The 26,146-nt window shown below is 71.3% G+C and carries 29 protein-coding genes; 14 read left to right on the forward strand and 15 right to left on the reverse strand.

Features of this window, described 5'->3' with window-relative positions:
• Nucleotides 1–38: 38 nt before the first annotated feature.
• The 3 genes from BLW86_RS12560 to BLW86_RS12570 all read right to left on the reverse strand — a co-directional run bounded on the left by BLW86_RS12560 (nucleotide 39) and on the right by BLW86_RS12570 (nucleotide 3,881).
• A complete protein-coding gene (locus tag BLW86_RS12560) occupies nucleotides 39–1,415 on the reverse strand; it encodes a cellulase family glycosylhydrolase (RefSeq protein WP_093874117.1) in 1,377 nt (458 codons plus the stop codon).
• Between the two features lie 90 nt (nucleotides 1,416–1,505).
• Nucleotides 1,506–2,471, reverse strand: coding sequence for a zinc-binding dehydrogenase (locus BLW86_RS12565; protein ID WP_030688786.1), 966 nt, complete (start codon nucleotides 2,469–2,471; stop codon nucleotides 1,506–1,508).
• A gap of 198 nt (nucleotides 2,472–2,669) precedes the next feature.
• Entirely contained in the window at nucleotides 2,670–3,881 is a 1,212-nt protein-coding gene (locus BLW86_RS12570) for an NAD(P)-dependent malic enzyme (RefSeq protein ID WP_093874118.1), read from the reverse strand.
• Between the two features lie 535 nt (nucleotides 3,882–4,416).
• Between BLW86_RS12570 and BLW86_RS12575 the strand changes: the two genes are divergently transcribed.
• From BLW86_RS12575 to BLW86_RS12585, 3 genes are read left to right on the forward strand one after another with little or no spacing between them, the layout of a single operon-like run.
• Complete coding sequence (locus BLW86_RS12575) at nucleotides 4,417–5,382, forward strand: ABC transporter substrate-binding protein (protein WP_093874119.1); 966 nt, start codon at nucleotides 4,417–4,419, stop codon at nucleotides 5,380–5,382.
• A 31-nt stretch (nucleotides 5,383–5,413) separates the two neighbouring features.
• Nucleotides 5,414–6,364 carry an amino acid ABC transporter permease gene (locus BLW86_RS12580; protein ID WP_093874120.1) on the forward strand — a complete coding sequence of 317 codons (951 nt, stop codon included), beginning with the start codon at nucleotides 5,414–5,416 and terminating at the stop codon, nucleotides 6,362–6,364.
• The gene (locus BLW86_RS12585) at nucleotides 6,361–7,128 is read left to right on the forward strand and encodes an amino acid ABC transporter ATP-binding protein (RefSeq protein ID WP_093874121.1); all 768 of its coding nucleotides are present in this window, start codon (nucleotides 6,361–6,363) and stop codon (nucleotides 7,126–7,128) included. The genes BLW86_RS12580 and BLW86_RS12585 overlap by 4 nt, the downstream gene beginning before the upstream one ends.
• A 90-nt stretch (nucleotides 7,129–7,218) precedes the next feature.
• Here the strand turns inward: BLW86_RS12585 and BLW86_RS12590 are convergent, their stop codons facing one another.
• Nucleotides 7,219–7,968, reverse strand: a complete 750-nt coding sequence (locus BLW86_RS12590) for a class I SAM-dependent methyltransferase (protein WP_093874122.1) — start codon at nucleotides 7,966–7,968, stop codon at nucleotides 7,219–7,221.
• A gap of 94 nt (nucleotides 7,969–8,062) precedes the next feature.
• Between BLW86_RS12590 and BLW86_RS12595 the strand changes: the two genes are divergently transcribed.
• Nucleotides 8,063–8,683, forward strand: a complete 621-nt coding sequence (locus tag BLW86_RS12595) for a CGNR zinc finger domain-containing protein (RefSeq protein ID WP_093874123.1) — start codon at nucleotides 8,063–8,065, stop codon at nucleotides 8,681–8,683.
• Here BLW86_RS12595 and sodX read toward each other — a convergent pair.
• Nucleotides 8,596–9,021: a nickel-type superoxide dismutase maturation protease gene (sodX, locus tag BLW86_RS12600; protein ID WP_093874124.1), complete on the reverse strand. Its 426-nt coding sequence runs from the start codon at nucleotides 9,019–9,021 to the stop codon at nucleotides 8,596–8,598. The two genes, BLW86_RS12595 and sodX, sit on opposite strands and share 88 nt — an antisense overlap.
• A gap of 162 nt (nucleotides 9,022–9,183) precedes the next feature.
• On the opposite strand from sodX, the gene sodN reads away from it, so the two are divergent.
• Entirely contained in the window at nucleotides 9,184–9,579 is a 396-nt protein-coding gene (gene sodN, locus BLW86_RS12605; RefSeq protein ID WP_030688769.1) for a superoxide dismutase, Ni, read from the forward strand.
• A 98-nt stretch (nucleotides 9,580–9,677) separates the two neighbouring features.
• Here sodN and BLW86_RS12610 read toward each other — a convergent pair whose 3' ends face one another.
• Both BLW86_RS12610 and BLW86_RS12615 read right to left on the reverse strand, forming a co-directional pair.
• Entirely contained in the window at nucleotides 9,678–10,163 is a 486-nt protein-coding gene (locus BLW86_RS12610; RefSeq protein WP_093874125.1) for a GNAT family N-acetyltransferase, read from the reverse strand.
• The gene (locus tag BLW86_RS12615) at nucleotides 10,160–11,128 is read right to left on the reverse strand and encodes a LysR family transcriptional regulator (RefSeq protein WP_177181638.1); all 969 of its coding nucleotides are present in this window, start codon (nucleotides 11,126–11,128) and stop codon (nucleotides 10,160–10,162) included. The genes BLW86_RS12610 and BLW86_RS12615 overlap by 4 nt, the downstream gene beginning before the upstream one ends.
• Before the next feature lie 184 nt (nucleotides 11,129–11,312).
• Here BLW86_RS12615 and snpA point away from each other — a divergent pair, with 184 nt between their 5' ends.
• Nucleotides 11,313–11,975 carry a snapalysin gene (gene snpA, locus BLW86_RS12620; protein WP_093874126.1) on the forward strand — a complete coding sequence of 221 codons (663 nt, stop codon included), beginning with the start codon at nucleotides 11,313–11,315 and terminating at the stop codon, nucleotides 11,973–11,975.
• A 55-nt stretch (nucleotides 11,976–12,030) separates the two neighbouring features.
• Here the strand turns inward: snpA and BLW86_RS12625 are convergent, their stop codons facing one another.
• The 3 genes from BLW86_RS12625 to BLW86_RS12635 are packed head-to-tail and all read right to left on the reverse strand — an operon-like array spanning nucleotide 12,031 to nucleotide 13,356.
• Nucleotides 12,031–12,450, reverse strand: coding sequence for a DUF6304 family protein (locus tag BLW86_RS12625; protein WP_093874127.1), 420 nt, complete (start codon nucleotides 12,448–12,450; stop codon nucleotides 12,031–12,033).
• Nucleotides 12,451–12,492: 42 nt separating this feature from the next.
• Nucleotides 12,493–12,732: a hypothetical protein gene (locus BLW86_RS12630; protein ID WP_093874128.1), complete on the reverse strand. Its 240-nt coding sequence runs from the start codon at nucleotides 12,730–12,732 to the stop codon at nucleotides 12,493–12,495.
• A gap of 42 nt (nucleotides 12,733–12,774) precedes the next feature.
• Nucleotides 12,775–13,356 (reverse strand): dihydrofolate reductase family protein, encoded by a 582-nt coding sequence (locus BLW86_RS12635; RefSeq protein ID WP_093874129.1) that lies wholly within the window; start codon nucleotides 13,354–13,356, stop codon nucleotides 12,775–12,777.
• A gap of 102 nt (nucleotides 13,357–13,458) precedes the next feature.
• Between BLW86_RS12635 and BLW86_RS12640 the strand changes: the two genes are divergently transcribed.
• On the forward strand, nucleotides 13,459–14,034 hold the full coding sequence (locus BLW86_RS12640) for a TetR/AcrR family transcriptional regulator (RefSeq protein ID WP_093874130.1): 576 nt from the start codon (nucleotides 13,459–13,461) through the stop codon (nucleotides 14,032–14,034).
• Between the two features lie 10 nt (nucleotides 14,035–14,044).
• On the opposite strand, the gene BLW86_RS12645 is transcribed toward BLW86_RS12640, so the two are convergent.
• Nucleotides 14,045–15,088: a family 2 encapsulin nanocompartment cargo protein polyprenyl transferase gene (locus BLW86_RS12645; protein ID WP_177181931.1), complete on the reverse strand. Its 1,044-nt coding sequence runs from the start codon at nucleotides 15,086–15,088 to the stop codon at nucleotides 14,045–14,047.
• Between the two features lie 119 nt (nucleotides 15,089–15,207).
• Complete coding sequence (locus BLW86_RS12650; RefSeq protein ID WP_093874132.1) at nucleotides 15,208–16,623, reverse strand: family 2B encapsulin nanocompartment shell protein; 1,416 nt, start codon at nucleotides 16,621–16,623, stop codon at nucleotides 15,208–15,210.
• Between the two features lie 253 nt (nucleotides 16,624–16,876).
• Here BLW86_RS12650 and BLW86_RS12655 point away from each other — a divergent pair, with 253 nt between their 5' ends.
• Both BLW86_RS12655 and BLW86_RS12660 read left to right on the forward strand, forming a co-directional pair.
• Nucleotides 16,877–17,467: an N-acetylmuramoyl-L-alanine amidase gene (locus BLW86_RS12655; RefSeq protein WP_093874133.1), complete on the forward strand. Its 591-nt coding sequence runs from the start codon at nucleotides 16,877–16,879 to the stop codon at nucleotides 17,465–17,467.
• A gap of 85 nt (nucleotides 17,468–17,552) precedes the next feature.
• Nucleotides 17,553–18,557: a 1-aminocyclopropane-1-carboxylate deaminase/D-cysteine desulfhydrase gene (locus tag BLW86_RS12660; RefSeq protein WP_093874134.1), complete on the forward strand. Its 1,005-nt coding sequence runs from the start codon at nucleotides 17,553–17,555 to the stop codon at nucleotides 18,555–18,557.
• Here the strand turns inward: BLW86_RS12660 and BLW86_RS12665 are convergent.
• Complete coding sequence (locus tag BLW86_RS12665; protein ID WP_093874135.1) at nucleotides 18,554–20,149, reverse strand: Na+/H+ antiporter; 1,596 nt, start codon at nucleotides 20,147–20,149, stop codon at nucleotides 18,554–18,556. The two genes, BLW86_RS12660 and BLW86_RS12665, sit on opposite strands and share 4 nt — an antisense overlap.
• Nucleotides 20,150–20,189: 40 nt before the next feature.
• On the opposite strand from BLW86_RS12665, the gene BLW86_RS12670 reads away from it, so the two are divergent.
• From BLW86_RS12670 to BLW86_RS12680, 3 genes are all read left to right on the forward strand, one after another.
• A complete protein-coding gene (locus BLW86_RS12670) occupies nucleotides 20,190–20,450 on the forward strand; it encodes a UBP-type zinc finger domain-containing protein (protein WP_093878633.1) in 261 nt (86 codons plus the stop codon).
• Between the two features lie 258 nt (nucleotides 20,451–20,708).
• Nucleotides 20,709–21,122: an ATP-binding protein gene (locus BLW86_RS12675; protein ID WP_030688746.1), complete on the forward strand. Its 414-nt coding sequence runs from the start codon at nucleotides 20,709–20,711 to the stop codon at nucleotides 21,120–21,122.
• A complete protein-coding gene (locus BLW86_RS12680) occupies nucleotides 21,119–22,144 on the forward strand; it encodes an RNA polymerase sigma factor SigF (protein ID WP_093874136.1) in 1,026 nt (341 codons plus the stop codon). Before BLW86_RS12675 ends, BLW86_RS12680 begins: the two co-directional genes overlap by 4 nt.
• A gap of 6 nt (nucleotides 22,145–22,150) precedes the next feature.
• Here the strand turns inward: BLW86_RS12680 and BLW86_RS12685 are convergent, their stop codons facing one another.
• The gene (locus BLW86_RS12685; RefSeq protein WP_093874137.1) at nucleotides 22,151–22,567 is read right to left on the reverse strand and encodes a hypothetical protein; all 417 of its coding nucleotides are present in this window, start codon (nucleotides 22,565–22,567) and stop codon (nucleotides 22,151–22,153) included.
• 119 nt (nucleotides 22,568–22,686) lie between these two features.
• On the opposite strand from BLW86_RS12685, the gene BLW86_RS12690 reads away from it, so the two are divergent.
• Together BLW86_RS12690 and BLW86_RS12695 are read left to right on the forward strand one after the other, a co-directional pair.
• On the forward strand, nucleotides 22,687–23,655 hold the full coding sequence (locus BLW86_RS12690) for a diacylglycerol/lipid kinase family protein (protein ID WP_093874138.1): 969 nt from the start codon (nucleotides 22,687–22,689) through the stop codon (nucleotides 23,653–23,655).
• 319 nt (nucleotides 23,656–23,974) lie between these two features.
• Nucleotides 23,975–24,232 (forward strand): WhiB family transcriptional regulator, encoded by a 258-nt coding sequence (locus tag BLW86_RS12695; RefSeq protein WP_003953983.1) that lies wholly within the window; start codon nucleotides 23,975–23,977, stop codon nucleotides 24,230–24,232.
• 143 nt (nucleotides 24,233–24,375) lie between these two features.
• On the opposite strand, the gene BLW86_RS12700 is transcribed toward BLW86_RS12695, so the two are convergent.
• Nucleotides 24,376–25,842, reverse strand: coding sequence for a sensor histidine kinase (locus BLW86_RS12700; protein ID WP_093874139.1), 1,467 nt, complete (start codon nucleotides 25,840–25,842; stop codon nucleotides 24,376–24,378).
• Nucleotides 25,843–26,146 lie beyond the last annotated feature (304 nt).

The raw sequence follows: 26,146 nt of genomic DNA on the forward strand, positions 1-26,146 counted from the left end.
CCAACCCCAACCCCGGTCCCGCCCTCGCCCCGGGCCCCTCAGCCCCGGGCGACCGTGACCGTCACTCGGGCGCCGGGGGTCGCGAGGATCGAAGCCCTGCCGCGGTCCTTGCGGAGCACCAGCGCGGCGCCGCGGGCGGTGATCCGCCAGTCGCCGGGCGGGAGGGAGAGCTCGGTGACGCGGGGGCCGCGCCGGCCGGCCGCGTCGTAGGACAGGCGGTAGACCCCGCCCCCGGAGTCGTACGCGGCGGAGCGGACCGTGCCCGCGACCGCCTCCGCGTACGGCTCGGCGGTCAGCTCCTTGTTCGTACGGAAGGCGCCGGCGCCGTCCACCGCGCAGTAGCCGCCGCCGTAGCACCACACGTAACCCGCCCAGCCGGAGGTGTAGCGCCCCAGGGAGGCCATGGCCGCGCGGTAGAAGCGGTTCATGTTCGGCAGGGAGTTGTTGAGCGGTCCCCACTCCCCCACCACCACGGGCACCTTGTACTCCTTGGGGTACAGGGTGACGGCCTGCTCGTAGCTCTCGATCCAGCCGGCGGCGGGGTCGTAGTCGGCGCCGGCCTCCATGCCGGTGTTGTAGAAGTGCGGGGCGTAGACGGTCTTCGGGTCGTCGATCCTGCCCAGTCCGGTGGGCACGCCCTCGCCGACGATCGGGGTCGGCTCGACGAAGACCCAGGCGTCCCGGTCGGCCGAACGGACCGCGTCCGCGAGGCGGTTGTACATGGGGGTGAGCTGGTCCCGTTCGATGCGTCGGGCCGCCGTCGGCAGGTCCTCGCCCTCCCGCAGCTCGCCCATCGGCTCGTTGATGAGGTCGTAGCCGAGCACGGCCGGGTGGCCCTCGAAGCGGTCGGCGAGCACCCGCCACATGCGGGCCTGGGCGCGCCTCAGGTCCTCGTCCTCGTACAGGTGGGTGAAGGCCCGCTGGACGGCGGGCTCGAAGTACTCGGAGAACCAGTCGTCCGGGTGCGGGGTGAAGGGCAGCCCGTCGGTCCTGGTCGCCCAGGCCGGCATGCCCCGGTGGCCGAAGGCGGGGCCGAAGACGTCCTGGTGGGCGTCGATGAGGACCTTGACGTCGTACTTCTCGGCCCAGTCCAGGATGCGTTCGATCTTCCGCAGGTAGGTCTGGCTGTACCGGCCGGGGCGGGGCTCCAGGTCGTCCCAGAAGACGAGCAGACGGGCGAAGTCGAAGCCCTTGGCCCGCAGGTCGCGGAAGTGCTTCTCGGTGATCGCGGAGAGGGCGGCGTCGCCTCGACCGGCCTTGTCCTCGACGTTCCAGCCGCGCAGGGTGAGCGCGCGGCCGTGCTCGTCGGTGAGGACGGGGATGCCGGTCTCCGCCGGCTCCGCGTGGGCGGCCGTCGGGGCGAGCAGGGCGGCGACGACGAGGGTCGCCGCGAGGGTGGTTCGCGTTCGCAGCAAGGAGGACCTCCGGCACGAGGAAGTGAGAGATGTTCACGTTTCGCGTGCCGGAGATCCCATCAGCAGTACTGACGAGTCATCAAGGGGTCGTCACGAGGTCTTCAGGACGATCTTTCCGAAGAGCTCGCCGGAGGCCATCTTCTCGAAGCCCTCCCGCGCCCGGTCCAGCGGCAGCACCTCGTCGATCACCGGCCGGAGGCCCGTCGCCGCGCAGAACGACAGGAGGTCCTCCAGCTCGTCCTTGGAGCCCATCGTCGAGCCGACGACCTTCAGCTCCAGGAAGAAGATCCGGGTCAGCTCGGCGTGCGAGGGACGGTCGCCGCTCGTGGCGCCCGAGATGACGAGCGTGCCGCCGGGGCGCAGCGACTTGACCGAGTGCGACCAGGTGGCGGCGCCGACGGTCTCGATGACGGCGTCCACGCGCTGCGGGAGCCGCGCGCCCGGCTCGTACGCCTCGACGGCGCCGAGCTCGACGGCCCGCTTGCGCTTGGCCTCGTCGCGGCTGGTGGCGAAGACCCGCAGGCCGGCCGCCTTGCCGAGGGCGATCGCGGCGGTGGCGACGCCGCCGCCCGCGCCCTGCACGAGCACGGAGTCGCCGGGGCGCACGCCGGCGTTGGTGAAGAGCATGCGGTAGGCGGTCAGCCAGGCGGTGGGGAGGCAGGCGGCCTCCTCGAAGGACAGCTCCTTCGGCTTGCGCAGCACGTTCCAGCTGGGGACGGTCACCCGCTCGGCGAAGGTGCCCTGGTAGCGCTCGGTGAGGATGGACCGGGGCTCGTCAGGACCGACGCCGTGGCCCGTCTGGCCGATGACGGAGTGCAGGACGACCTCGTTGCCGTCCTCGTCGATGCCGGCGGCGTCGCAGCCGAGGATCATCGGCAGCTTCTCCTCGGGCAGTCCGACCCCGCGCAGCGACCACAGGTCGTGGTGGTTGAGCGAGGCGGCCTTGACGGTGACGGTGGTCCAGCCGGGCCGCGCCTCGGGTTCGGGGCGTTCGCCCAATTCGAGGCCGTTCAGGGGCTGGTCGCGGTCGATTCGGGCAGCGTAGGCAGCGAACATGGCCCCGACCCTAGGCCGCCGCCGGTACACGACGGAACCACGCACCCGTGTGACCCGTGTCGCCTGGACAGCACGCGCCGACGTCCCCACCTCCCGTATGCCCCGCACGCCGAAGGGCCCCGTCCCGGTGATCGGAACGGGGCCCTTCGGGGTGCCCGGGGCGCGCCGGCGAGGGGCGCGCGTCGGCGGGTGCGCGCGTCAGCGGCGGGCGACGCCCTCGGCGCGGGCGGCGGCGGCGACCGCGGCCGCGACGGCCGGGGCGACCCGCTCGTCGAACGGCGACGGGATCACGCAGTCGGCGGCGAGCTGGTCGCCCACCACGTCCGCGATGGCGTTGGCCGCGGCGATCTTCATGCCCTCGGTGATCCGGGAGGCCCGGACCTGGAGCGCGCCGGCGAAGATGCCGGGGAACGCGAGGACGTTGTTGATCTGGTTCGGGTAGTCCGAACGGCCGGTCGCCACGACGGCCGCGTACTTGTGCGCGACGTCGGGGTGGACCTCGGGGTTCGGGTTGGCCATGGCGAACACGAAGGCGTTCGGCGCCATGGCGGCGACCGCCGCCTCGGGGACCGTACCGCCGGAGACGCCGATGAAGACGTCCGCGCCGGCCAGGGCGCTCTCCAGGGAGCCGGTGAGGCCCGCCTTGTTCGTGAGCTCGGCGATCTCGCGCTTGACGTCCGTGAGGTCCTCGCGGTCGCGGCTGACGATGCCCTTGCGGTCGGCGACGCAGACGTCGCCGAGGCCGGCCTCGAGGAGGAACTTCGCGATGGCCACACCGGCCGCACCGGCGCCGGAGATGACACCGCGCAGGTCGCCGAGGGTCCGGCCGGTCAGCTTCGCCGCGTTGCGCAGGGCCGCGAGGGTGACGATGGCGGTGCCGTGCTGGTCGTCGTGGAAGACCGGGATGTCGAGGCGCTCCTGGAGCTTGCGCTCGATCTCGAAGCACCGCGGGGCCGAGATGTCCTCCAGGTTCACGCCGCCGAAGGACGGGGCGAGCCGGACGACGGTCTCGACGATCTCGTCGGTGTCGGTGGTGGCCAGGGCGATCGGGACCGCGTCCACGCCGCCGAACTGCTTGAAGAGGATGGCCTTCCCCTCCATGACCGGGAGGGAGGCCTCCGGGCCGATGTCGCCGAGGCCGAGCACGGCCGTGCCGTCGGTCACGACGGCGACGACCTGGGACTTCCAGGTGTAGTCGTTGACCAGCTCGGGCTGCTCGGCGATCGCGGTGCACACCTTGGCGACGCCGGGCGTGTACGCGAGGGACAGGTCGTCCTTGTCCCGGAGGGGGACGGTGGCCTGCACGGCCATCTTGCCGCCCCGGTGAAGGGCGAAGACAGGATCGAAGGGCTCTTCGGGAGCTCCGTCCGTACCACTGTCGTTGCGAGGATTGACGATCTCCGCTGCCATTGGGTTGACCCCTTAAGTCTGCTTCATTTGAGGGTTGGCCGCTCCTGGTGTGGAGCGGTGGGCGGGTCCCGCGGCCGCCGTGTCTGGCAGCCGCGCGGGCGCGCCGCACAACGCGCCCTGAGCCCCGGATGAGGGGTGTAAGGATCCTTCTTACCGGACGGACGGCACCGCAGACGAGTTCATATCCGTTCGGTGACGCGACTCATACCGAGTGCATCCGGACGGGTACGGAGAACGACACGTCACCCCATGTCCCGATAGATGATCGCCCCACCCGATTGGCGGCCTTCCGCTCGTCCGAATGGCGAGATGAACCGCAGATTTTCCGGTGACAGGGAAGGGATTCCGCAGAAGATCCGGCCCCGATGTACCGGCCTGTCGGGATTTCGGGGTCACCTGTTATCCGATTTTGACATCCGAGGCCGTCGGTTTGTGGCAGTCCGAATGGCAAGATGCCGTAATCACACGAGGTCGCGACACTCGAAGTTGTGTACGCGACACCTGGCAGCACCTCACACGCCGGAGGAACCCGACCATGACCGCACGCTCCACGCGCTGTACGACCGCCAAGACCCGCACGTCCCGTCTTGCCGCGGTCGCCGCCATCGCGGTCGCCGGCTCGATGCTGCTGACCGCCTGCGGCGACCAGACCGAGAGCGGCTCGACCACGGAAGGCGGCTCGTCCTCGGCCGCCGCGAGCAAGGCCCCGCTCTTCTCGAAGCTGCCCGCCGACATCCAGAAGTCGGGTGTCATCAAGGTCGGCACGGACGCCTCGTACGCCCCGATGGAGTTCACCGACGGCGGCAAGATCGTCGGTGTCGACCCGGACCTGGGGCAGGCCCTCAGCAAGCAGCTCGGCGTCAAGCTCGAGTTCGTCTCGGGTACCTTCGACGGCCTGATCACCTCGATCTACACCGGCCGCCAGCAGCTGATCATGTCCTCGATGACGGACAACAAGAAGCGCCAGGAGGGCCTGGACGACAACGGGAAGAAGATCGGCAAGGGCATCGACTTCGTCGACTACTTCAGCTCCGGCGTCTCCCTGCTGGTCAAGAAGGGCAACCCGCAGGGCGTCAACTCCCTCGACGACCTCTGCGGCAAGACCGTCGCCGTCCAGCGCGGCACGATCTACGAGGACACCTTCAAGGCGCAGGCCGCCAAGTGCGGCGACAAGAAGCTGACCATCCAGGCCTTCGACACCGACGCCGAGGCCCAGACCCGTGTGAAGGCGGGCGGCGCGGTCGCCGACCTGAACGACTACCCGGTCGCCTCGTACATCGCGAAGACCTCGGGCGGCGGCAAGGACTTCGAGGTCGTCGGCAACCAGAGCGACGTCGGCCTCTTCGGCATCGGCGTCTCGAAGGAGAACACCCAGCTGCGCGACGCCGTCAAGGAAGCCCTCGACGCGATCATCAAGGACGGCTCCTACGCGGAGGTCCTGAAGAAGTGGGACGTCGAGGGCAGCGCGGTCAAGTCGGCCACGATCAACGCCGGCAAGTGACCTCTCCTCGTACCACTGAAGGGCAGTCGTCATGACTGACAAGATCAGCAAGGACCCGGCCGCCGCTCCGGCCGGGCCCACCCCCTCGGGCATCCCGTACGAGGCGATCAAAGCGATCCCCGTGCGGCACTACGGCCGCTGGGTCAGCGCCGTCGTGGTCGTCGTACTCCTCGGGTGGCTCGTCTTCGCCTTCTCCCAGGGCGACGTCGTCTGGGACACGGTGTGGGACAAGGTGTTCGACCCCTCCGTCATCGACGGCATGTGGAACACCATCATCATCAGCATCGCGTCCATGGCGCTGGGCCTCGTCCTCGGCATCGTCTTCGCCGTGATGCGGCTCTCCAAGAACCCGGTGACCGGCGCGGTCGCCTGGCTCTACATCTGGTTCTTCCGCGGCACCCCGGTCTACGTCCAGCTGCTCGTCTGGTTCAACCTGTCGCTGATCTTCCACTACATCAACCTCGGGCCGATCTACAAGAACGAGACCGTGGACGTCATGACGCCGTTCATGGTGGCCCTGCTCGGCCTCGGTCTGAACGAGGGCGCCTACATGGCGGAGATCGTCCGCGCCGGCATCCAGTCGGTCGACGAGGGCCAGACCGAGGCGGCGCACGCGCTGGGCATGTCCCAGACGAAGACCATGGGCCGCATCGTGCTCCCGCAGGCCATGCGGGTGATCGTGCCCCCGACGGGCAACGAGTTCATCAACATGCTGAAGACCTCGTCCCTGGTCTCGGCCGTGCAGTACACCGAACTCCTGCGCGCCTCGTCCAACATCGGCAACACGGCCGGCGCCGTGATGGAGATGCTGTTCGTCGCCTCCATCTGGTACCTGGCGCTGACCAGCGTGTTCAGCATCGGCCAGTACTACCTGGAGCGCCGTTTCGCCCGCGGTTCGACGCGCAACCTGCCGCCCACTCCGTTCCAGCGGGTCAAGACGAACCTGACCACGTTCAAGCGTTCCCCGGAGGCATCGGCATGACCGGTCAGACCATGGTCAAGGCAGAGGGCGTCCACAAGTCCTACGGCGCGGCCCACATCCTCCGCGGCATCGACCTGGAGGTGCAGAACGGCGAGGTCTTCTGCCTCGTCGGCCCCTCCGGCTCCGGAAAGTCGACCTTCCTGCGCTGCATCAACCACCTGGAGCGCATCGACGGCGGCCGACTGTCCGTCGACGGCCAGCTGGTCGGCTACAAGCAGAAGGGCGACAAGCTCTACGAGCTGAAGGACAGCGAGGTCGCGGTCCAGCGCCGTGACATCGGCATGGTCTTCCAGCGCTTCAACCTCTTCCCGCACATGACGGCCCTGGCCAACGTCATGGAGGCGCCCATCCAGGTGAAGGGCGAGTCCAAGGCTGTGGCGCGCGAGCGGGCCGAGCGCCTGCTCGACCGGGTCGGCCTGCGGGACAAGATGGGCAACTACCCGTCCCAGCTCTCCGGCGGCCAGCAGCAGCGCGTGGCGATCGCCCGCGCGCTGGCGATGGAGCCGAAGCTGATGCTCTTCGACGAGCCGACCTCGGCGCTCGACCCGGAGCTCGTGGGTGACGTCCTCGACGTCATGCGGGACCTGGCCGAGTCGGGCATGACGATGATCGTCGTCACGCACGAGATGGGCTTCGCCCGGGAGGTCGGCGACTCGCTGGTCTTCATGGACGGCGGCGTGGTGGTCGAGTCGGGCAACCCGCGGGACGTCCTGGGGAACCCACAGCAGGACCGGACGAAGGCGTTCCTGTCGAAGGTGCTGTGAGGCGCACGGTGCTGTGAGACGTGCGGTGCCGTGAGACGCACGGAAAGGGGCGGTACGGACGACCCGTACCGCCCCTTTCGCGCATCGCGGCTACTTCACGGCGAGGACGAGGCTGTCGGAGGGCGACGCCCAGACCGTCCGGGCCTCGCCGAAGCCGGCGGCGAGGAGGGTGTCGGCGTGCCAGCGGGCGGAGGGGGCGTCGCCGTCGGCGTGCTCGCCGTAGATCTCGAAGCGGCGGGCGGTGGGCTCGGCGAGGACCGGGTCCTTGGCGGCGACGGCCCACCAGTCGGCCCAGTCGAGGACTCCGGCGGCCTTCTCCCGGTCCATGCGGGCGTGCCGCAGGCCGCGCTCGGCGTCGTTGATGCGGGGCGTGGCCTCGTCGATCATGTGGTCGGCGTTCATGAAGACCCCGCCGTCGCGGACGAGGCCGGCGAGCTGCCCGTAGAGGGCCGTCAGGGGCTCGCTGTGGAGCCAGTGGAGGGCGGTGGAGGTGAGGACGGCGTCGTACGAGTCGTACGGCAGGCTCGCGGCCCACGAGGGGTCCTTGAGGTCGGCGGTGACGAAGGTGACGCGCTCGTCGCCGGCGAAGGAGCCTTCGGCGATGGCGAGGAGGGCCGGGTCGAGGTCGACACCGACACTGGTCGCGTCGGGGAACCTCCGGAGCACCCGGCTCGTGATACTTCCCGTACCGCACGCGAGGTCGAGGACGCGGGGCTTCGGCCCCACCAGTGCCTCGACCATGTCGAGCATCACGCCGAACCGCTCCTCCCGGTCCGGCATGTACCACTCCTGCTGACGGTCCCAGCTCTGCTGCCAGGCCGCCCAGTCGGTTCCGGTCATGGTGGTTCCTCCCCGCCTTCGTAATACCCTCGAAGGGGAAACAGGCGTTACCCCTTCCGACCGAGACACTAGCCCGCCGAAGTAAGGACTACAAGTGGAACTGGCCCATTACTCGGACTTCGCCGTACGTCTGGTCAACACCGAGGAGCCGGCCCGCAACAAGGACACGCTGACCTCCGTCGAGGTGCTGCGGAACCTCTTCGGCCCCGCCACCCAGATGGCCCGGCGGGTCACGGAGGCGGACCTGCCGCGCTTCCGCACGGTGCGGGCGCGCCTGCGGGCGGTCTTCGCGGCAGCGGACGAGGGCGACCACACGGGTGCCGTCGACCTGCTGAACTCCCTCCTCCTGGAGTTCCCCGTCAGCCCGCAGATCTCCGGCCACGACACCCTCGACGAGGAGGGCCGGCCCCGGTGGCACATGCACCTCGCCGACCACTCCTCGAACGCGACCACGGGCTACGCCGCGATCTCGGCGATGGGCCTCGCCTTCCACCTGACGGAGTTCGGCGCGGACCGGCTCGGCCTCTGCCAGGCGCCGCCCTGCCGCAACGCCTACCTGGACACCTCCACCAACCGCTCCCGCCGCTACTGCTCGGACCGCTGCGCGACCCGCGCCAACGTGGCCGCCTATCGGGCCCGCAAACGCCTGGAGGCCGAGCGCACGGGCCTCACCGAGGACACCAGCCAGGAGAGCGTCACGCCCGGCGAACGCTGACGCCCCGGCGTCACCGGCCGGTACCGCGCCCACACCCGCCCGAGAACCAGCTCGGGCGGTACGGCCCCGAAGACCCGGCTGTCCCCCTCGGCGTCCGGGTTGTCACCGAGCACCCACCAGCCGCCGTCACGTCGCTCGATCAGCCGCTTCACGATGAGCAGATCCTGCTGGAGCGGATGCCGCAGCACGGCCACACACCCGGCCCGCAGCCGCCCCCCGTACTGCACGAGCAGCTGATCGCCGTGCAGCAGCGTGGGCACCATCGAGACCCCCGTCACCTCGGCGATCCCGAACGGCGCACCGGCCTCGGCCACCCTCTCCCGCCCCGATTCCCTCATCCGGCACCTCCCGGCCCACGCCTGCCTAGCCTCGTCCACTCGTACACGAGTCCCATGGTGACCCTGGACTTTTGACCTAAGCCCCAGGGGGCGCCCGCGAAAACGCCCTTCTCACCGAGTAATGTCCCACCTGAGAAGACGATCACGAGGAAGGACGGCTCAATGCTCTCCCGCCTGTTTGCCCCCAAGGTGAAGGTCAGCGCCCACTGCGACCTCCCGTGCGGCGTGTACGACCCGGCCCAGGCCCGCATCGAGGCCGAGTCCGTCAAGGCTGTCCAGGAGAAGTACCTGGCCAACGACGACCCGCACTTCCGCGCGCGCGCCACGGTCATCAAGGAGCAGCGCGCCGAGCTCGCCAAGCACCACGTCTCGGTGCTCTGGAGCGACTACTTCAAGGCCCCGCACTTCGAGAAGTACCCCGAGCTCAACCAGCTGGTCAACGACACCCTGAAGGCCCTCTCGGCCGCCAAGGCGTCGACGGACCCGAAGACGGGCGAGAAGGCGCTGGAGCTCATCGCCGAGATCGACCGCATCTTCTGGGAGACCAAGAAGGCCTGACCTTCTGATTCCCACCCGGAGGGGTACGACCGCTCGGCGGTCGTACCCCTCCGGGCGTTGGGGAGGCGCAAGGGGAGGCGGCCGGGGGCTCGGGGCCCCTACGCCTCCGCCCGCAGGGTGTAGCGGCGCTTCTCCTTCGAGGTGGCGCCCAGGCGGTCGTAGAAGCGGATCGCGTTCTCGTTCCAGGTGGGGGTCTGCCACTGGAGTTCCGGGAGGCCGAGGGCGCGGGCCTCCGTGCGGAGTGCGGTGATCAGGAGAGGGCCCAGGCCGTGGCCGCGGGAGGGCTCGGTGAGGTAGAGGCAGTCCATGTGGAGGTACTCCGTGCCGTCCCAGGTGGAGAGCTCCGGGGCGCAGGTGGCGTAGCCCGCGAGGGTGCCGTCGGGGAGGGCGGCGACGAAGCAACGGAGGCGGGGGTGCTCGGGGCCGAAGAGGAGGGCGGCGAGGCGGTCCGCCAGGCCGGGGGCCGGGGGCGCGGCCTTCTCGTACACGGCGTGTTCGGTGATCAGTTCGACGACCCGCGGCAGGTCCTCCGGGCGTGCTCGGCGGACCTCTGCCGCGCCGGGGGCTTCTTCGCGTTCGCTCATACGGCCATCATGCACGGTCCCACCGACAGCGTGGCCGTCGCGCCCTGGCGGCGGAGCCACTCGCGGTACGGGGCCGCCCGCAGGGCCACCTCCCGGTAGGCCGCCGCGAGTTCGGCGTACAGCACGTCCAGGGGCGCGTCCGGGCGCGCGTACAGCAGGAGCCGGACGCCCAACGGGTCGCCGCGCAGGGGGCGGACGGCCATGTCCTCGCGCGGGACCGAGGTGGGCTGGCAGGGGGCGACGGCCTCGCCGAGGACGATGAGCGAGGCGGCCGTGTGGTAGTCGCCGTGCAGCAGGGGCGGGTCGATGCCGGCGGCGCCGAGGACCCGTCGGAGGCCGTCCCATTCGCCGTCGACGGTCGGGTCGACCATCCAGTGGTCGGCGGCGAGGTCGGCGAGGTCCACGACGGTTCCGGCCGCGGCCGGGTGGTCGTGGGCCATGGAGATGAACTGCGGTTCGCGGGCGACCAGGACCCGGCCCGTGAGGCCCTCGGGGACCCGCAGCGGGCAGCCCTCCACCTCGTGCACGAAGGCCACGTCGAGCTGCCCGGCGGCGACCGTGCGCAGCAGCGCGTTGGCGGAGACGTCCACCCGGAGGCCGACGTCCGTGTCGGGCAGCCGCTGCCGGAGCCGGCGCAGCCAGCCCGGGAGCGCCCGGCTGGCAGTGGAGCCGACGCGGAGTCCGGGTCCGTCGGCACGGGCGACGGCGGCCCGGGTCTCGGTGACGAGCGCGGCCATGTCGGCGACCAGGGGGCGGGCCCTGCTGAGCAGGGAGCGGCCGAGGGGGGTGGGGTGGCAGCCGGTGCGGCCGCGGGAGAAGAGTTCGGCGCCGAGGGAGTTCTCGATCCGGCGCAGCTGGGTGGTCAACGAGGGCTGGCTCATGCCCAGTTGCCGGGCGGCCTTGTGCAGGCTGCCCGTGTCCGCGATGGCGCAGAGCGCGCGCAGATGTCTCACCTCCAGCTCCATGCCCCGAGGGTAGGGCGGCTCCCCGAGTCACACCAGACGCCCGCGAAGCTTCAATCTCCTTTTATTTCAAGGGAGTTGCCGCAGATCACCTCCATGATGCGGTGGAGCTATCGGTGGTTGGCATCATCCCCGGACGGGTCGGCTCCCCCGAGACTCTCCCCGACACCAACAGGAGGAGCCCCCCATGCGCCACCCCAAGGTCCTCACCTCCGTGCTGACCGCCGCCCTCGGTCTCGGTCTCGCCGCTTCCCTCGGCACGGCCCCGGCGGCAGCGGTCGGCACGGGCACCACCGGCACCCTCGGCACCACCGGCAACGCCGCCGTGGCGTACGCCGGTTCGGCCGAGGAGGCCAAGGCCAACCAGGCCTTCTTCGACGCCGTCGTGAAGTCGGTGGCGAAGAAGCGGGCCGCCACCCCCGGCGCGACCGCCGTCACCGTCGTCTACAGCACCGCCAACGCGCCGACCTTCCGCACCCAGATCGCCCGCTCCGCCCAGATATGGAACAGCTCGGTGGTGAACGTCCGGCTCGTCGAGGGCAGCAACCCGGACTTCGCCTACTACGAGGGCAACGACTCCCGCGGCTCGTACGCCAGCACCGACGGCCACGGCAGCGGCTACATCTTCCTCGACTACCGGCAGAACCAGCAGTACAACTCGACCCGGGTCACCGCCCACGAGACCGGGCACGTCCTCGGGCTGCCGGACCACTACAGCGGCCCGTGCAGCGAGTTGATGTCGGGCGGCGGCCCCGGCACGTCCTGCCAGAACGCCCAGCCGAACGCGCAGGAGCGCTCCCGCGTCGACCAGCTGTGGCGTTACGGTCTCGCCTCCGCGTTCAAGGGCTGACCGGAGTCGCGCGGGTACGGCGGCGCCCCCTCCCCGGGGCGCCGCCCTCCCGGTCTCAGGCCGCCTGGAGGAGCCTGCGGCCGAAGTCCGCGCCGGGTGGCAGCTGGCGCCGTACCCGCTCGAGGGCTTCCTCGAAGTCGCCCCCCGCGACGCACGCCTCGAAGGCGGCGCCGCCGTAGTGGAGCGTCAGGCTGAGGTCGGCGCGCTCGCCGAGCGTCAGCAGGCAGGCCAGTGTGGCCTGCTGGGCGGCGCCGTCCACGACGACGGGGAGCGGCAGGTCCCACTCCAGGACGCAGCCCGTGAGGGCCTGCCCGCCCTCGTCGGCGGCGCCGAGCGCGGCGAAGCCCTCGCCCGTGTACTCGATACCCCTGATCCGGGTGGTGACGCGCCGCCCGTCGGCCGTGATGACGATCGCTTCCGCGCCGCTGCGGTCCCGGTACCAGCCGGTCCAGACTTCTGTCGACTCCGATGACATGCGCGGACTGTAGCCGTACGACGGGCTTCGCCGCGCGTCCGGTCACCCGGGGGCCGGACTTCTCCCGATCTCGCCGTTCTTGCCGGTCACGTGCGTGGTAGCGGCTTCCGCCCCCTCGTAGAGCGGGCAGTCGGGGTTGCGGCAGGGCTGCACCTCCCACTCCGGCACCCAGGCCCCGAGGACCTTGTGCCGGGTGGCCACCGTGGCGAGCGGTCCGCCGCAGGCCGGGCAGTGGTGCTCGGCCAGGGGGCCCCGCGTCGTGCGAGGCGTCTCCTCACCCATGCATCCAGGGTAGGACGCCCCGCGCGACGCCGCCCGCCGCCGCTACCGCTTCCTGGTGTACGTACGGACGAGCACGCCGTTCTCGAAGGCGCGGACGTCGGCGAGGTCGAAGTCCCGGGGTTCGAAGCCGGCGCCGAACATCGGCATGCCGGTGCCGTAGACCTGCGGGTACGTCTTGATGACCAGCTCGTCGATCTCCTCGATGAGCTCGCCCGCGAGGGTGGAGCCGCCGCAGAGCCAGATGCCCAGGGGGCCGTCCTCGGCCTTGAGCTCGCGGACGCGGCCGACGAGGTCGTCGGCGATCAGCTCGACGTTCGGGTGGGGCGACTCGGCGAGCGAGCGGGTGGCGACGAACTCGCGCAGGTGGTTGTACGGGCTGGTGACGCCGATGTCGAGGGCGAGCCGGTACGAGCCGAGTCCCTGGATGACGGTGTCGAAGTGCTTGTTCTCGCCGTCGACGCCGAGCATCTCCCGGCCCTGCGTCGGAATGGTCTCCGGGTATTCGGTGCCCATCCAGGCCATGTACGGCCCTTCCGAGTACCTGAACATGGAGGTGGCATCGCCCTCGGGGTCGCCGATGAAGCCGTCGATGGTGCAGGCGATGTAGTAGGTGAGCTTGCGCAAACCGGCCCTCTTCGTCTCGGGAAGCGGCTGCAGTCGCAACCACGACAGTTATAGTGCTTCATCTGTAGTGGTTGCGCAAGACTTTTCCAGAAGGAGGCCGACGTGGCGAGAAACCCGGAACGCCGTACGGCACTGCTCGACGCCGCGATCGAGGTCCTGGCCGACGAAGGTGCCCGCGGGCTGACCTTCCGGGCGGTCGACGCCCGGGCGGGCGTCCCCACCGGCACCTCGTCCAACTACTTCAGCGACCGGGACCAGCTGCTCTCCCAGGTCGCCGACCGGATCTTCGTACGACTCACCCCGGAGCCCGGCGCCATCGACGCCGCCCTGCTGCCGGCGCCCAGCCGTGAGCTGGTCGTCGAGCTGATGCGCTGGCTCGCCCGGCGCATGACCGCCGAGCGCACCTGCTATCTGGGCCTCTTCGAGCTGCGCCTGGAGGCCGCGCGCCGCCCCGAGCTGCAGAAGCGGTTCACCGAGGTGCTCCGGGCCGACCTCGACCTGAACATCCGGCTCCATCTCGACTCCGGCATGCCGGGCGACGCGGACACCGTCCGGGTGCTCTACCACGCCCTCACCGGACTGCTCCTCGACCACTTCACCGTCCCCGGCCTCCTCGGTGACCGGGAGCTGGACGACATGATCGAGACCGTGGTCGCCCGGATCGTCCCCGACATGTGAGGACGGACCGTCAGCGCGTGCGCCGCGTGACGAACTCCGCGAGGGCGAGCAGGTCCTCCGCCGCCGCCAGATCCGGCACCGCCCGGGCCAGGTGCTCGACGGCGCGGCCCATGCGCTCGGCCGCCTGGGCCTGCGCCCAGTCACGCCCGCCGGCCCGCTCGACGGCGTCCGCCGCCGCCCGCACCGCCGCCGCGTCGAGGATGGGCCGGGAGTACAGCTCGGCCAGCTCCTCCCCGGCGGGGGTGCCGGAGGTGAGCGCCGCCACCACGGGGAGCGACTTCTTGTGGGCGACGAGGTCGGCGCCGGCCGGCTTGCCCGTGCGGTCCGGGTCGCCCCAGATGCCGATGAGGTCGTCGATCAGCTGGAAGGCGAGACCGGCCTCCCGGCCGAAGGCGTCCATCGCCGCGACCTCCTCCTCCCCCGCCCCCGCGTAGAGCGCGCCGAGGGCGCAGGAACAGCCGAGCAGGGCACCGGTCTTGGCCGTGGCCATGGCCAGGCACTCGTCGAGGGAGACCTCGCGCGGGTCGCGCTGCTCGAAGGCGCAGTCGGCCTGCTGGCCGGCGCAGAGCTCGATGACGCAGGCGGCGAGGCGCGCGGAGGCCGCCGCGGAGGCCGGGTGCGGATCCTCGGCGAGCAACCGCAGGGCCAGCGCGCTCATCGCGTCGCCGGCCATGAGGGCGTCGGGGATGCCGAAGACGGTCCAGGCGGTGGGCCGGTGCCGGCGGGTCGGGTCCTCGTCGACGATGTCGTCGTGGAGCAGGGTGAAGTTGTGCGCGAGCTCCACCGCCGCCGCGGCCTTCACGGCCCGGGTCTCGTCGGCGCCGAGGGCACGGGCCGCCGCGAGGACCAGGGCGGGCCGGATCGCCTTGCCCGGCTGTCCCGCGTCCGGGGTGCCGTCGGCGCGCTCCCAGCCGAAGTGGTACATCGCCACCCGCCGTATGGAGCCGGGCAGGGACTCGACGGTCGAGCGCAGTTGGGGATGGACGGCGGTGCGCGTCCGGTCGAGGAGCGTCACGGCCCCCTGACCGTCGGCGACGGCATCCGCGCTGGTCATGGTCACGGTCTTTTCCTTCGCATCCTTCACGGCGTTCCCTCACGACGGTTCTTCGCCGTGCCGGGCCGGGCGCTCCCGGGGGCGGGCGGGTTCGGCCCCCGCCCCCGGGAGCCGCCGGCTCAACGCCAGCGGCTGACCTCGACGTTCTCCAGGACGCCGAGGGCGTCCGGGACGAGGATCGCCGCCGAGTAGTAGGCCGTGACCAGGTAGGAGATGATCGCCTGCTCGTCGATGCCCATGAAGCGGACGGAGAGGCTGGGCTCGATCTCGTCGGGGAGGCCGGTCTGGTGCAGACCGATGACGCCCTGGTCGGCCTCGCCGGTACGCATGCAGATGATCGAGGTGGTCCGGGCGTCCGAGACCGGGATCTTGTTGCACGGGTAGATCGGCACACCGCGCCAGGTCGGGATGCGGTTGCCCGCGATCTCGATCGTCTCGGGCACGAGTCCGCGCTTGTTGAGCTCGCGGCCGAAGGCGGCGATGGCGCGGGGGTGGGCGAGGAACATCTTGGAGCCCCGGCGGCGGGAGAGCAGCTCGTCCATGTCGTCCGGGCTGGGGACGCCGTCGTGCGGCTGGAGCCGCTGCCCGTAGTCGCAGTTGGAGAGGAGGCCGAACTCCTTGTTGTTGACGAGCTCGTGCTCCTGGCGCTCGCGGAGCGCCTCGACCGTGAGCCGCAACTGCTGCTCGGTCTGGTTCATCGGCTGGTTGTAGAGGTCGGCGACGCGGCTGTGGACCTTCAGCACGGTCTGGGCGACGCTCAGCTCGTACTCACGGGGCGAGGCGTCGTAGTCGACGTAGGTGTGCGGGACGACCGCCTCGCCGACGTGGCCGGCGGAGAGGTCGATCGCGGCCTCGCCGTAGGTGTTGGTGCTCCGGTCGGGGGCGGAGGCCACGCCCGCGAGGTGGGCGGCGAGCGAGCCGGCGCGCTCCGCGAGGTTCCGCACGTCGTCCCGGGTGAGCTCCAGGACCGTGCAGGCGGTGGCGGCCCTGGCGGTCCAGTCCCAGGTGGCGTCCTCCTGGAGCAGGGCGTCCTCGCCGAGGTAGGCGCCGTCGGCGAGGACGCCGAGCACGGCCTCGTCGCCGTAGGGCCCCTCGCCGATCTGCTCGATGCGACCGTGCGCGAGGAGGTACACCCGGTCGGTGGGGGCGCCCGCCACGGCGATGGTCTCGCCCGCCGCGTACTCCCGCTGGGTGCAGCGGGCCGCGAGCTCGGTCAGCGCGGCCTCGTCCTCGTAGCCTCGCAGTGCGGGGAGTTCGCCGAGTTCGGCGGGGATCACCGCGACGCGCTCTCCGGTCTGGACGAAGGTGACGCGGCCGTCACCCACGGAGTAGCTGAGCCTCCGGTTCACCCGGTACGTGCCGCCCTGCACCTGGACCCACGGCAGCGTCCGCAGCAGCCACCGGGAGGTGATCTCCTGCATCTGCGGGGCCGATTTGGTGGTCGTGGCGAGGTTCCGCGCGGCGGCGGTGCCGAGACTCTGCTGCGGGGCCTGCTGCTCCGCGCGGACCTCGTCGCCAACCGAACCAACGGACATGGAACTCCCTCTCGTATGACTGAGTTGCGAGAGAAGCCTTTCAGCACGGAGCGTGTCGGCGCCATTACACATTCGGGTGGGACTGTTCGGTGATCTTCGGGGCATGTCACGCGATTTCCATCCGAACAGCTCAGCCCCACCCGTCCCCTGACGTTCTGTCCGGATCGACTCGCACACGGTCCGAACGGATGGCAGCGGAGTGGCGGACTCCGGTACTCCGGAAGCTCACCCCGTCCTCCGGAAGGAGTCGGTCATGGCCTCACCCATGTCCGCGAACAGGTTCCTCGGCGCGCTGCGCGACGAGGGCCTCGCGGTCGTCCAGGTCGGCGACTGGTCCACCCACAACCGCAACCACAAGGGCCCCTGGGGCCCGGTGCACGGCGTGATGATCCACCACACCGTGACCCGCGGCACCGCCCACACCGTCCGGATCTGCCGGGACGGTTACGAGTCCCTCCCGGGGCCCCTCTGCCACGGCGTGATCGCCAAGGACGGCACGGTCCACCTCGTCGGCTACGGGCGCGCCAACCACGCGGGGCTCGGCGACGACGAGGTCCTCCGGGCGGTCATCGCCGAGCGGCGGCTGCCGCCGGACGACGAGGCCACCACGGACGGCAACCGGCACTTCTACGGCTTCGAGTGCGAGAACCTCGGCGACGGCGAGGACCCGTGGCCGAAGGTCCAGCTGGAGGCCATCGCGAAGGCGGCGGCCGCCGTCTGCCGGGCGCACGGCTGGACGCACCGCTCGGTCATCGGGCACCGGGAGTGGCAGCCGGGCAAGGTGGACCCGCGCGGGTTCACGATGGCGTCGATGCGGGAGCGGATCGCCGACCTGCTGCGCTGACCCCCTCGGAGGCGTCTTGCCGATCGGGCGGGCTCGCGAGGCCTGATCGGCGGGACACCCGCCGAGGGGCGGCGAGAATGGCCGGGTGAACGTGCTCGACCTGTCCCGTCTGCGGCCCCGCCTCCCCTCGCCCCTGGAGCCGGTGGAGGACGAGCGCTTCGCCCGGCGCGGTCTCACGCTGCTGCTGAAGCGCGAGGACCTCATCCATCCCGACCTGCCGGGCAACAAGTGGCGCAAGCTCGCGCTCAACCTGCGCGAGGCGGCCGGGCGGCCCGTGCTCACGTTCGGCGGCGCGTACTCCAACCACCTGCGGGCGACGGCCGCCGCCGGCCGGCTGCTCGGCTTCCCGACGGTCGGGGTGGTCCGCGGCGACGAGCTGGCGGGGCGGCCGCTCAACCCCTCGCTCGCGCGGTGCGCGGCGGACGGGATGCGGCTGGAGTTCGTGGACCGGGCCACGTACCGCGCGAAGAACGACCCGGCCACGCTCGCGGCGCTCCTGGAGCGGGCCCCCGCGGGCGCGTACGTGGTCCCGGAGGGCGGCAGCAACGCGCTCGCCGTCCACGGGTGCGTGGAGCTGGGCCGTGAGCTCGTCGGCGCGGCTGACACGGTCGCGGTCGCCTGCGGCACGGGCGGCACCCTGGCGGGGCTCGCGGCCGGGCTCTCCCCGGGGCAGCGGGCGCTGGGCGTCCCGGTCCTCAAGGGCGGCTTCCTCGGCCGGGAGGTGCGCGCCCTCCAGGAGGCGGCCTTCGGCGGGCCGCGCGGGGAGTGGAGCCTGGACGAGCGTTTCCACTGCGGGGGCTACGCGCGCGTGTCCCCCGCTCTGGAGGCGTTCGCACAGAACTTCGAGGATCGGCATGGACTCGCCATCGAGCGGCTGTATGTCGCCAAAATGCTGTACGGCCTGACGGCCCTCGCGGAGGAGGGCGCCTTCCCGGCGGGCACCCGGCTCGCGGCGGTGATCACGGGGGCGCCGGAGGACGGGGCACGAGATGCCGGGGCGCCGGAGGACGGACCGCGGGAGGCCGGGGCGCCGGAGGCCACGTCGAGGGGCGCCAAGGCGTCGGAGGACAGGCCCCGGGACACCCCTTAGTCGTCCATCTCCCGGTAGGCCGCCGCCTCCTCCAGGTCCAGGCGGCGGAGCAGGGTGCGCATCATCTCGTCGTCGATCCGGCGGGCGTCGCGCAGCTGGACGAAGACCTCGCGCTCGGCGTCGATCACCTCGCGCGAGAGGCGCCGGTAGGTGTCGTCCGCGGTCTCCCCCGTGATCTCGTTGACCGCGCCGAGGCGTTCCCACACGGCGTTGCGGCGACGCTCCAGGACCGTGCGCAGCCGGTCGGCGAGGGGCTTCGGCAGGGCGTTGCGCTCGTCGGCGAGGAGCGCGTCGAGGCGTTCCTCGGCGGCCCGCGAGGCCTCGCTCTGGGCCTGCGCCTCGGCCAGGGTCTCGGCGTACCGGTCGCGTCCGGGGAGCTTCAGGAGCCGGATCAGGGGCGGCAGGGTGAGGCCCTGCACCACGAGGGTGCCGATCACGGTGGTGAAGGTGAGGAAGAGGACGAGGTTCCGGGCCGGGAAGTCCACCCCGTCGGTGACGACGGGGATGGAGAAGGCGATGGCCAGGGAGACCACGCCGCGCATGCCGGCCCAGCCGACGACGAGCGGTGCCCGCCAGTCCACCTCGGGCTCCCGCTCCCGGATGCCCGAGGAGATCCAGCGGGGCAGGAAGGTCGCCGGGTAGACCCAGACGAACCGGACGACGACCACGGCGACGAAGACCCCGGCCGCGTACCAGGCCGCCTCCCCGATGCCGTACCGGCCGAGTCCCTCGACGACGTACGGCAGCTGGAGGCCGATCAGGGCGAAGACGGAGGACTCCAGGACGAAGGCGACCATCTTCCAGACGGCCTCCTCCTGGAGCCGGGTCGCGAAGTCGACCTTCCAGGCCTTGTGGCCGAGGAAGAGGCCGACCACGACGACCGCGAGCACGCCGGAGGCGCCGACCTCCTCGGCGGCGGCGTACGCGATGAACGGGATGAGCAGGGACAGGGTGTTCTGGAGGAGGGCCTCGCGCAGATGCGTGCGGAGCCAGTGGATCGGGACCATCAGGACCAGACCGACGCCGATGCCGCCGATCGCCGCGAGCGCGAACTCCCCGAAGCCGCCGGCCCAGCTGACGCCCTCGCCGACGGCGGCCGCGAGGGCGACCTTGTACGCGGTGATCGCGGTGGCGTCGTTCACGAGGGACTCGCCCTGGAGGATCGTGGTGATCCGGTTCGGCAGGCCGAGCCTGCGGGCGATGGCGGTGGCGGCGACCGCGTCCGGCGGGGCGATCACGGCGCCGAGCACCAGGGCGGCGGTGAGCGGCAGGTCGGGCACGAGGATGTAGGCGAGCCAGCCCACGGCCACGGTGGCGAAGAGGACGTACCCGACGGAGAGCAGCGCGACGGGCCGGATGTTGGCCCGCAGGTCGAGGTACGAGGATTCGACGGCGGCCGTGTAGAGGAGCGGGGGCAGGATCACCGGGAGCACGATGTGCGGGTCGAGGGTGTAGTCGGGGACCCCCGGGACGTACGAGGCGGCGAGGCCGACCGCGACGAGCAGCAGCGGGGCGGGCACCGGGGACCTGCGGGCGAACCCGGCCACGGCGGCGCTCGCCGCCACCAGTGCCACCAGCTGTAGTGCGTCCATGTCCGACCCCGTTCCCCTGCCGCAACGTAACCTGGCCATCATGAGCGAGTGCCCTCACCTGGCCGAAATGCCGCGCCCCGAACCGGCGCCGCTGGCCGACACCTGTCCCGAGTGCCTGGCGGACGGCACGCATCCGGTCCAGCTGCGGCTCTGTCTGAGCTGCGGGCACGTGGGCTGCTGCGACTCCTCGGCGGGGAGGCACGCGACGGGGCACTTCTCCTCGACGGGGCATCCGGTGATGCGGACCTTCGAGCCGGGCGAGTCCTGGCGCTGGTGCTTCGTCGACGGTTCGATCGTCTGACGGCCGGAGCGCCGCCTCGCGGCCGGTGCGGTCACGGACGGTTCGATCGCCCGGACGCTGGGTACGTCACCCCTCCGCGGATTCTCCGCGGCTGCCGGTGCGGGGGCGAGGAAACCGTTGGTCTCCAGGGCTCACGGCGACACGGCAGGATGGATCGCGATAGCGTCACGGCGGACCGCGCAGGCTCCCTGCGTACCGCCCGGTCCGGGGCCTCTCCCCCCGGACCCCGAATGAGCTTGTGCCACCTTGGAGGTGAGGGTGTCCCAGATCGCAGGCGAGCCCGGGACCCAGGACTTCGTGGAAGTCCGGCTGCCCGCTGCGGGTGCCTATCTGTCCGTGCTGCGTACGGCCACGGCCGGCCTCGCGGCGCGCTTGGACTTCACCCTCGACGAGATCGAGGACTTGCGGATCGCGGTCGACGAGGCCTGCGCCATCCTGCTCCAGCAGGCCGTGCCGGGATCCGTCCTCAGCTGCGTCTTCCGGCTGATCGACGACTCGCTCGACGTGACGGTCTCCGCCCCGACGACGGACGGCAGGGCGCCCGAGCGGGACACCTTCGCGTGGACCGTGCTGTCGGCGCTGGCCGGGAAGGTGGAGTCGTCGGTGGCCGATGACCGTACGGTCTCGATCAGCCTGTACAAACAGCGCGGCGCGGGGCCAGGCCCGGCGTGAGGAGCGGGGACGCGACGGCCGGCATCCCTGAGCAGCAGGCGCGGCCGAACAGGGTCGCTACGGAGCAGGCGGACCAGATGAGCGAGCACGAGCAGCACCCCGAGGTTCCCGAGACACCGGGGGTCTCCGAGGCCCCCGCGCGTCCCGGGACGCCGGCCCCCGACGGGGCCGGGGCGGTCGGGGCGGTCGGGGCGGCTTCGGCGGCGGAGAAGACCGAGGACGGCGACGAGGACGACGAGGGGCCGGACGCCCACGCCGTCCCGGACCCGCACGACCGGAGCGGCGCCCGCGCCCTCTTCGTCCGGCTGCGCGAGCTGCCCGAGGGGTCCCCGGAGAAGGCGGAGCTGCGCAACCGGCTGGTGCGCATGCACCTGCCGCTGGTGGAGCACCTGGCCCGGCGCTTCCGCAACCGCGGCGAGCCGCTGGACGACCTGACGCAGGTGGCGACGATCGGCCTGATCAAGTCGGTCGACCGGTTCGACCCGGAGCGCGGGGTGGAGTTCTCCACGTACGCGACGCCGACGGTGGTCGGCGAGATCAAGCGCCACTTCCGTGACAAGGGGTGGGCGGTCCGGGTGCCGCGCCGGCTCCAGGAGCTGCGGCTCTCGCTGACCACGGCGACGGCGGAGCTCTCGCAGCAGCACGGCCGCTCGCCTACGGTGCACGAGCTGGCGGAGCGGCTCGGGATCTCCGAGGAGGAGGTCCTGGAGGGGCTGGAGTCGGCCAACGCCTACTCGACGCTCTCCCTGGACGTCCCGGACACGGACGACGAGTCGCCGGCGGTGGCGGACACGCTGGGTGCGGAGGACGAGGCCCTGGAGGGGGTCGAGTACCGGGAGTCGCTCAAGCCGCTCCTGGAGGACCTGCCGCCACGGGAGAAGCGGATCCTGCTGCTTCGTTTCTTCGGGAACATGACCCAGTCGCAGATCGCGCAGGAGGTGGGCATCTCGCAGATGCACGTCTCCCGGCTGCTCGCCCGGACGCTCGCCCAGCTGCGGGAGAAGCTCCTCGTCGAGGAGTGATCCCCGTCAGGCCTCCTGGCCGGGGCGCCGGATGCCGAGCGCCTCGGTCGTGGCCGGGTTCACGAGGAGGACGAGCCCGGTCACGGCGAGGACGGCCAGGACGACGCCGGCCGGGATCATCGCGCTGTTCGCCTGGAGCATCTGCCAGGCGACGGGCAGGGCCAGGATCTGGGTGATGACGGCCGGGCCGCGGCTCCAGGAGCGGCGCAGCCACAGGCCGCGTGCGGCCGCGAGCGGGATCAGACCGAGGGCGACGAGGGTCGCCGCGCCCATGACGGCGCCGGTGAGGTCGCCGGCCGACCCGGTCAGGGCGTTCACCAACATGTACACGCCGCCGGCGACGAGCCCGAGGGCCTCGATGCCGGCGACGCCCGCCGCGGCGGCGAGACGGGTGGGCCGGGGGGTCTGCTCCGTACTGCTCATAGAGGGCAGGGTAACCGGGGCGCGCGGCCCGGCCGAGGCCGGGCGAGGCGGGTCCGGCGGGCGTCCGCCCCTCGGGCCTGGACTGGGCCCGATACCACCGGGTAGGTACGCTGGCGCTCATGCGCGCACTTCTCGTGGTCAACCCGGCAGCCACCACCACCAGTGCCCGCACCCGTGATGTGCTCCTCCACGCGCTGGCCAGCGAGATGAAGCTGGAGGCGGTCACCACCGAGTACCGCGGGCACGCGCGCGACCTGGGCCGACGGGCCGCCGAGGCCGGGAACATCGACCTGGTCGTGGCCCTCGGCGGGGACGGCACGGTGAACGAGGTCGTCAACGGGCTGCTGCACGGCGGACCCGATCCGGACCGGCTGCCGGGCCTCGCGGTCGTCCCCGGCGGCTCGACCAACGTCTTCGCCCGCGCCCTGGGACTGCCGAACGACGCCGTCGAGGCGACCGGCGCCCTGCTCGACGCGCTGCGTGAGCGGCGGACACGGACGGTGAGCCTCGGGCTCGCGTCCGGGACGCCGGGCACCGAGGACGAGGCGGTGCCGGAGCGCTGGTTCACGTTCTGTGCCGGGCTCGGTTTCGACGCGAGCGTCATCGGCCGGGTCGAACAGCAGCGCGAGCGCGGGAAGAGATCGACGCACGCCCTCTATCTGCGCCAGGTGGTGCGCCAGTTCCTGGGGGAGCCGAACCGCCGGCACGGCACGATCACCCTGGAGCGCCCCGGCGCGGAGCCGGTCGAGGACCTGGTCCTCTCCATAATCTGCAACACCTCCCCCTGGACCTACCTGGGCAATCGCCCGGTGTACGCGTCCCCGGAGGCGTCCTTCGAGACCGCGCTGGACGTGCTCGGGCTGCGCCGGCTCTCCACCCCGGCGGTGGCCCGTTACGGCGCCCAGCTGCTCACCTCGACCCCGGAGCGGGGTCCGCGCGGCAAGCATGCCGTGTCTCTGCACGACCTGACCGACTTCACCTTGCATTCGAAGGTTCCCCTCCCTCTCCAGATGGACGGAGACCACCTGGGACTGCGTACGAGCGTGACGTTCACAGGCGTACGCCGTGCACTGCGTGTGATTGTGTGAGTGGAAGGGCCCAAAGTCCTTTCACTCGAACGTTTAGGCGCGCATCCACCCCTTAGAAGTACGGCTGTGACCTAGCCGACACCGAGGAATCAAAAAAAACTTTCCGGAAGGGGTTGTATCCGTTGCTGGGGTTTGGGAGTCTCTTCTTGGCGATCGGGACGGCCCGCAACACCGGCCTCCACTGAGAGCCAGAACCCCTCCTCAGCAACAAGGACCACACCAGTTCACCTGGCAGTCGGCCCTTCCCTTGCGGAGGGATTCGTGAAAGCGTTCACATTCACAAGCAACTCGCACGTAACACCTGAGAGAGGTAGCAGCCATGGACTGGCGTCACAACGCCGTTTGTCGTGAGGAAGACCCCGAGCTGTTCTTCCCCATCGGCAACACCGGTCCTGCGCTGCTGCAGATCGAGGAAGCCAAGGCCGTCTGCCGCCGCTGCCCCGTCATGGAGCAGTGCCTGCAGTGGGCGCTCGAGTCCGGCCAGGACTCCGGCGTCTGGGGTGGCCTCAGCGAGGACGAGCGCCGCGCGATGAAGCGCCGTGCCGCTCGCAACCGGGCGCGTAACGCCAGCGCCTGAGCCACCTGCACAGCCTGAGGCACGCGGCGCGTACACCGCGTACGCAACCACCGCCCCCGAGCCGCAGCGCGCAGCAGTAACCCACAGCATTCGAGCCCCGGACCGATTCCCTTCGGTCCGGGGCTCGCTGCTATGAGCTCCGCTTATTTCTGCGGCTGTACGGGGATGTCGAGGACCACCTTCGTGCCGCGCTCGGCGCCCGGCAGCATGTCGAAGGAACCGCCCAACTCCCCTTCCACCAGGGTCCGTACGATCTGCAGGCCGAGGTTGCCGGCGCGCTGCGGGTCGAAGCCCTCGGGCAGGCCGCGGCCGTCGTCCTGGACCGTGATCAGGAGCCGGGCGTCCGTCCGGGTCTCGCTCCGGACGGCGCTGACCTCGACCGTGCCCTGCTCCCCCTGCGCGAAGGCGTGTTCGAGCGCGTTCTGCAGGATCTCGGTGAGGACCATGGAGAGCGGAGTGGCGACCTCGGCGTCGAGGATGCCGAAGCGGCCGTTGCGCCGGCAGGTGACCTTGCCCGGGGAGATCTCGGCGACCATCGCGATGACCCGGTCGGCGATCTCGTCGAACTGCACCCGCTCGTCCAGGTTCTGGGACAGCGTCTCATGGACGATGGCGATCGAACCGACGCGCCGCACGGCCTCGTTGAGCGCCTCGCGGCCCCGGTCGGAGTCCATCCGGCGGGCCTGGAGGCGGAGCAGGGCGGCCACCGTCTGGAGGTTGTTCTTCACCCGGTGGTGGATCTCCCGGATGGTGGCGTCCTTGGTGATCAACTCGCGCTCGCGGCGGCGCAGTTCGGTGACGTCCCGGAGCAGGACGAGCGAACCGATGCGGGTCCCCTTGGGCTTGAGCGGGATCGCCCGCAGCTGGATCACGCCGCCGTTGCCCTCGACCTCGAACTCGCGGGGCGCGTAGCCGGAGGCCAGCTTGACCAGGGCCTCGTCCACCGGGCCCCGGGAGGGGGCGAGTTCGGCGGTGATCTGACCGAGTTCCTGGCCGACCAGGTCGGCGGCGAGGCCGAGACGGTGGTACGCGGAGAGGGCATTGGGCGAGGCGTACTGGACGACGCCCTCGGCATCGAGACGGACGAGACCGTCGCCGGCGCGCGGCGAGGAGTCCATGTCGACCTGCTCGCCGGCGAAGGGGAACGTTCCGGCGGCGATCATCTGGGCGAGGTCGGAGGCCGACTGGAGGTAGGTGAGCTCCAGCCGGGAGGGGGTGCGGACGGTCAGCAGGTTGGTGTTGCGGGCGATGACGCCGAGGACCCGGCCCTCGCGGCGCACGGGGATGGACTCGACCCGCACCGGGACCTCCTCGCGCCACTCCGGGTCGCCCTCGCGGACGATCCGGCCCTCGTCGAGGGCGGCGTCGAGCAGCGGGCGGCGGCCGCGCGGGACCAGATGGCCGACCATGTCGTCCTGGTAGGAGGTCGGGCCGGTGTTGGGCCGCATCTGGGCGACGGAGACGTACCGCGTGCCGTCGAGGGTCGGGACCCAGAGGACGAGGTCGGCGAAGGAGAGGTCGGAGAGCAGCTGCCACTCCGACACCAGCAGATGGAGCCACTCGAGGTCGGAGTCGCTCAGGGCGGTGTGCTGGCGGACGAGGTCGTTCATGGAGGGCACGATGCGAGCGTACCTGCGGAATTGCAGGGGCCGTGAACCTGGATCTCCGGGGCTCCGTGTTGGAGGATGGGCCGGGAAAGACCGTGCTCCTGTGGATGGACAGACAAGAATGGTCTAGTCCACAATGAAAAATACAGAGCCTCCATCCTCCCCGCACAGGAGGATGGAACGAGGTACCCGGCGCTCTCTGCCCTGACTGCGCCGAGACCTCCCACACGGCCGAGGGACCGCACACCCCCGGTCGGGCAACTCCGGGCTGCGGTGCCGGGCGGGCTGAGGGTCCCGCCGGGCGCCG

The organism is Streptomyces sp. TLI_105 (assembly GCF_900105415.1).
In the GTDB taxonomy this organism is placed as follows: domain Bacteria; phylum Actinomycetota; class Actinomycetes; order Streptomycetales; family Streptomycetaceae; genus Streptomyces.

Coding starts and splice junctions, on each gene's coding strand:
- BLW86_RS12580 (WP_093874120.1), top strand. CDS start 5,414: ATGACTGACAAGATCAGCAAGGACCCGGCCGCCGCTCCGGCCGGGCCC.
- BLW86_RS12610 (WP_093874125.1), bottom strand. CDS start 10,163: ATGAGCGAACGCGAAGAAGCCCCCGGCGCGGCAGAGGTCCGCCGAGCA.
- BLW86_RS12650 (WP_093874132.1), bottom strand. CDS start 16,623: ATGTCCGTTGGTTCGGTTGGCGACGAGGTCCGCGCGGAGCAGCAGGCC.
- sodX (WP_093874124.1), bottom strand. CDS start 9,021: ATGAGGGAATCGGGGCGGGAGAGGGTGGCCGAGGCCGGTGCGCCGTTC.
- BLW86_RS12625 (WP_093874127.1), bottom strand. CDS start 12,450: ATGTCATCGGAGTCGACAGAAGTCTGGACCGGCTGGTACCGGGACCGC.
- BLW86_RS12690 (WP_093874138.1), top strand. CDS start 22,687: ATGCGCGCACTTCTCGTGGTCAACCCGGCAGCCACCACCACCAGTGCC.
- BLW86_RS12575 (WP_093874119.1), top strand. CDS start 4,417: ATGACCGCACGCTCCACGCGCTGTACGACCGCCAAGACCCGCACGTCC.
- BLW86_RS12695 (WP_003953983.1), top strand. CDS start 23,975: ATGGACTGGCGTCACAACGCCGTTTGTCGTGAGGAAGACCCCGAGCTG.
- BLW86_RS12615 (WP_177181638.1), bottom strand. CDS start 11,128: ATGGAGCTGGAGGTGAGACATCTGCGCGCGCTCTGCGCCATCGCGGAC.
- BLW86_RS12665 (WP_093874135.1), bottom strand. CDS start 20,149: ATGGACGCACTACAGCTGGTGGCACTGGTGGCGGCGAGCGCCGCCGTG.
- BLW86_RS12700 (WP_093874139.1), bottom strand. CDS start 25,842: ATGAACGACCTCGTCCGCCAGCACACCGCCCTGAGCGACTCCGACCTC.
- BLW86_RS12570 (WP_093874118.1), bottom strand. CDS start 3,881: ATGGCAGCGGAGATCGTCAATCCTCGCAACGACAGTGGTACGGACGGA.
- BLW86_RS12585 (WP_093874121.1), top strand. CDS start 6,361: ATGACCGGTCAGACCATGGTCAAGGCAGAGGGCGTCCACAAGTCCTAC.
- BLW86_RS12630 (WP_093874128.1), bottom strand. CDS start 12,732: ATGGGTGAGGAGACGCCTCGCACGACGCGGGGCCCCCTGGCCGAGCAC.
- BLW86_RS12685 (WP_093874137.1), bottom strand. CDS start 22,567: ATGAGCAGTACGGAGCAGACCCCCCGGCCCACCCGTCTCGCCGCCGCG.
- BLW86_RS12565 (WP_030688786.1), bottom strand. CDS start 2,471: ATGTTCGCTGCCTACGCTGCCCGAATCGACCGCGACCAGCCCCTGAAC.
- BLW86_RS12590 (WP_093874122.1), bottom strand. CDS start 7,968: ATGACCGGAACCGACTGGGCGGCCTGGCAGCAGAGCTGGGACCGTCAG.
- sodN (WP_030688769.1), top strand. CDS start 9,184: ATGCTCTCCCGCCTGTTTGCCCCCAAGGTGAAGGTCAGCGCCCACTGC.
- BLW86_RS12645 (WP_177181931.1), bottom strand. CDS start 15,088: ATGACCAGCGCGGATGCCGTCGCCGACGGTCAGGGGGCCGTGACGCTC.
- BLW86_RS12655 (WP_093874133.1), top strand. CDS start 16,877: ATGGCCTCACCCATGTCCGCGAACAGGTTCCTCGGCGCGCTGCGCGAC.
- BLW86_RS12670 (WP_093878633.1), top strand. CDS start 20,190: ATGAGCGAGTGCCCTCACCTGGCCGAAATGCCGCGCCCCGAACCGGCG.
- snpA (WP_093874126.1), top strand. CDS start 11,313: ATGCGCCACCCCAAGGTCCTCACCTCCGTGCTGACCGCCGCCCTCGGT.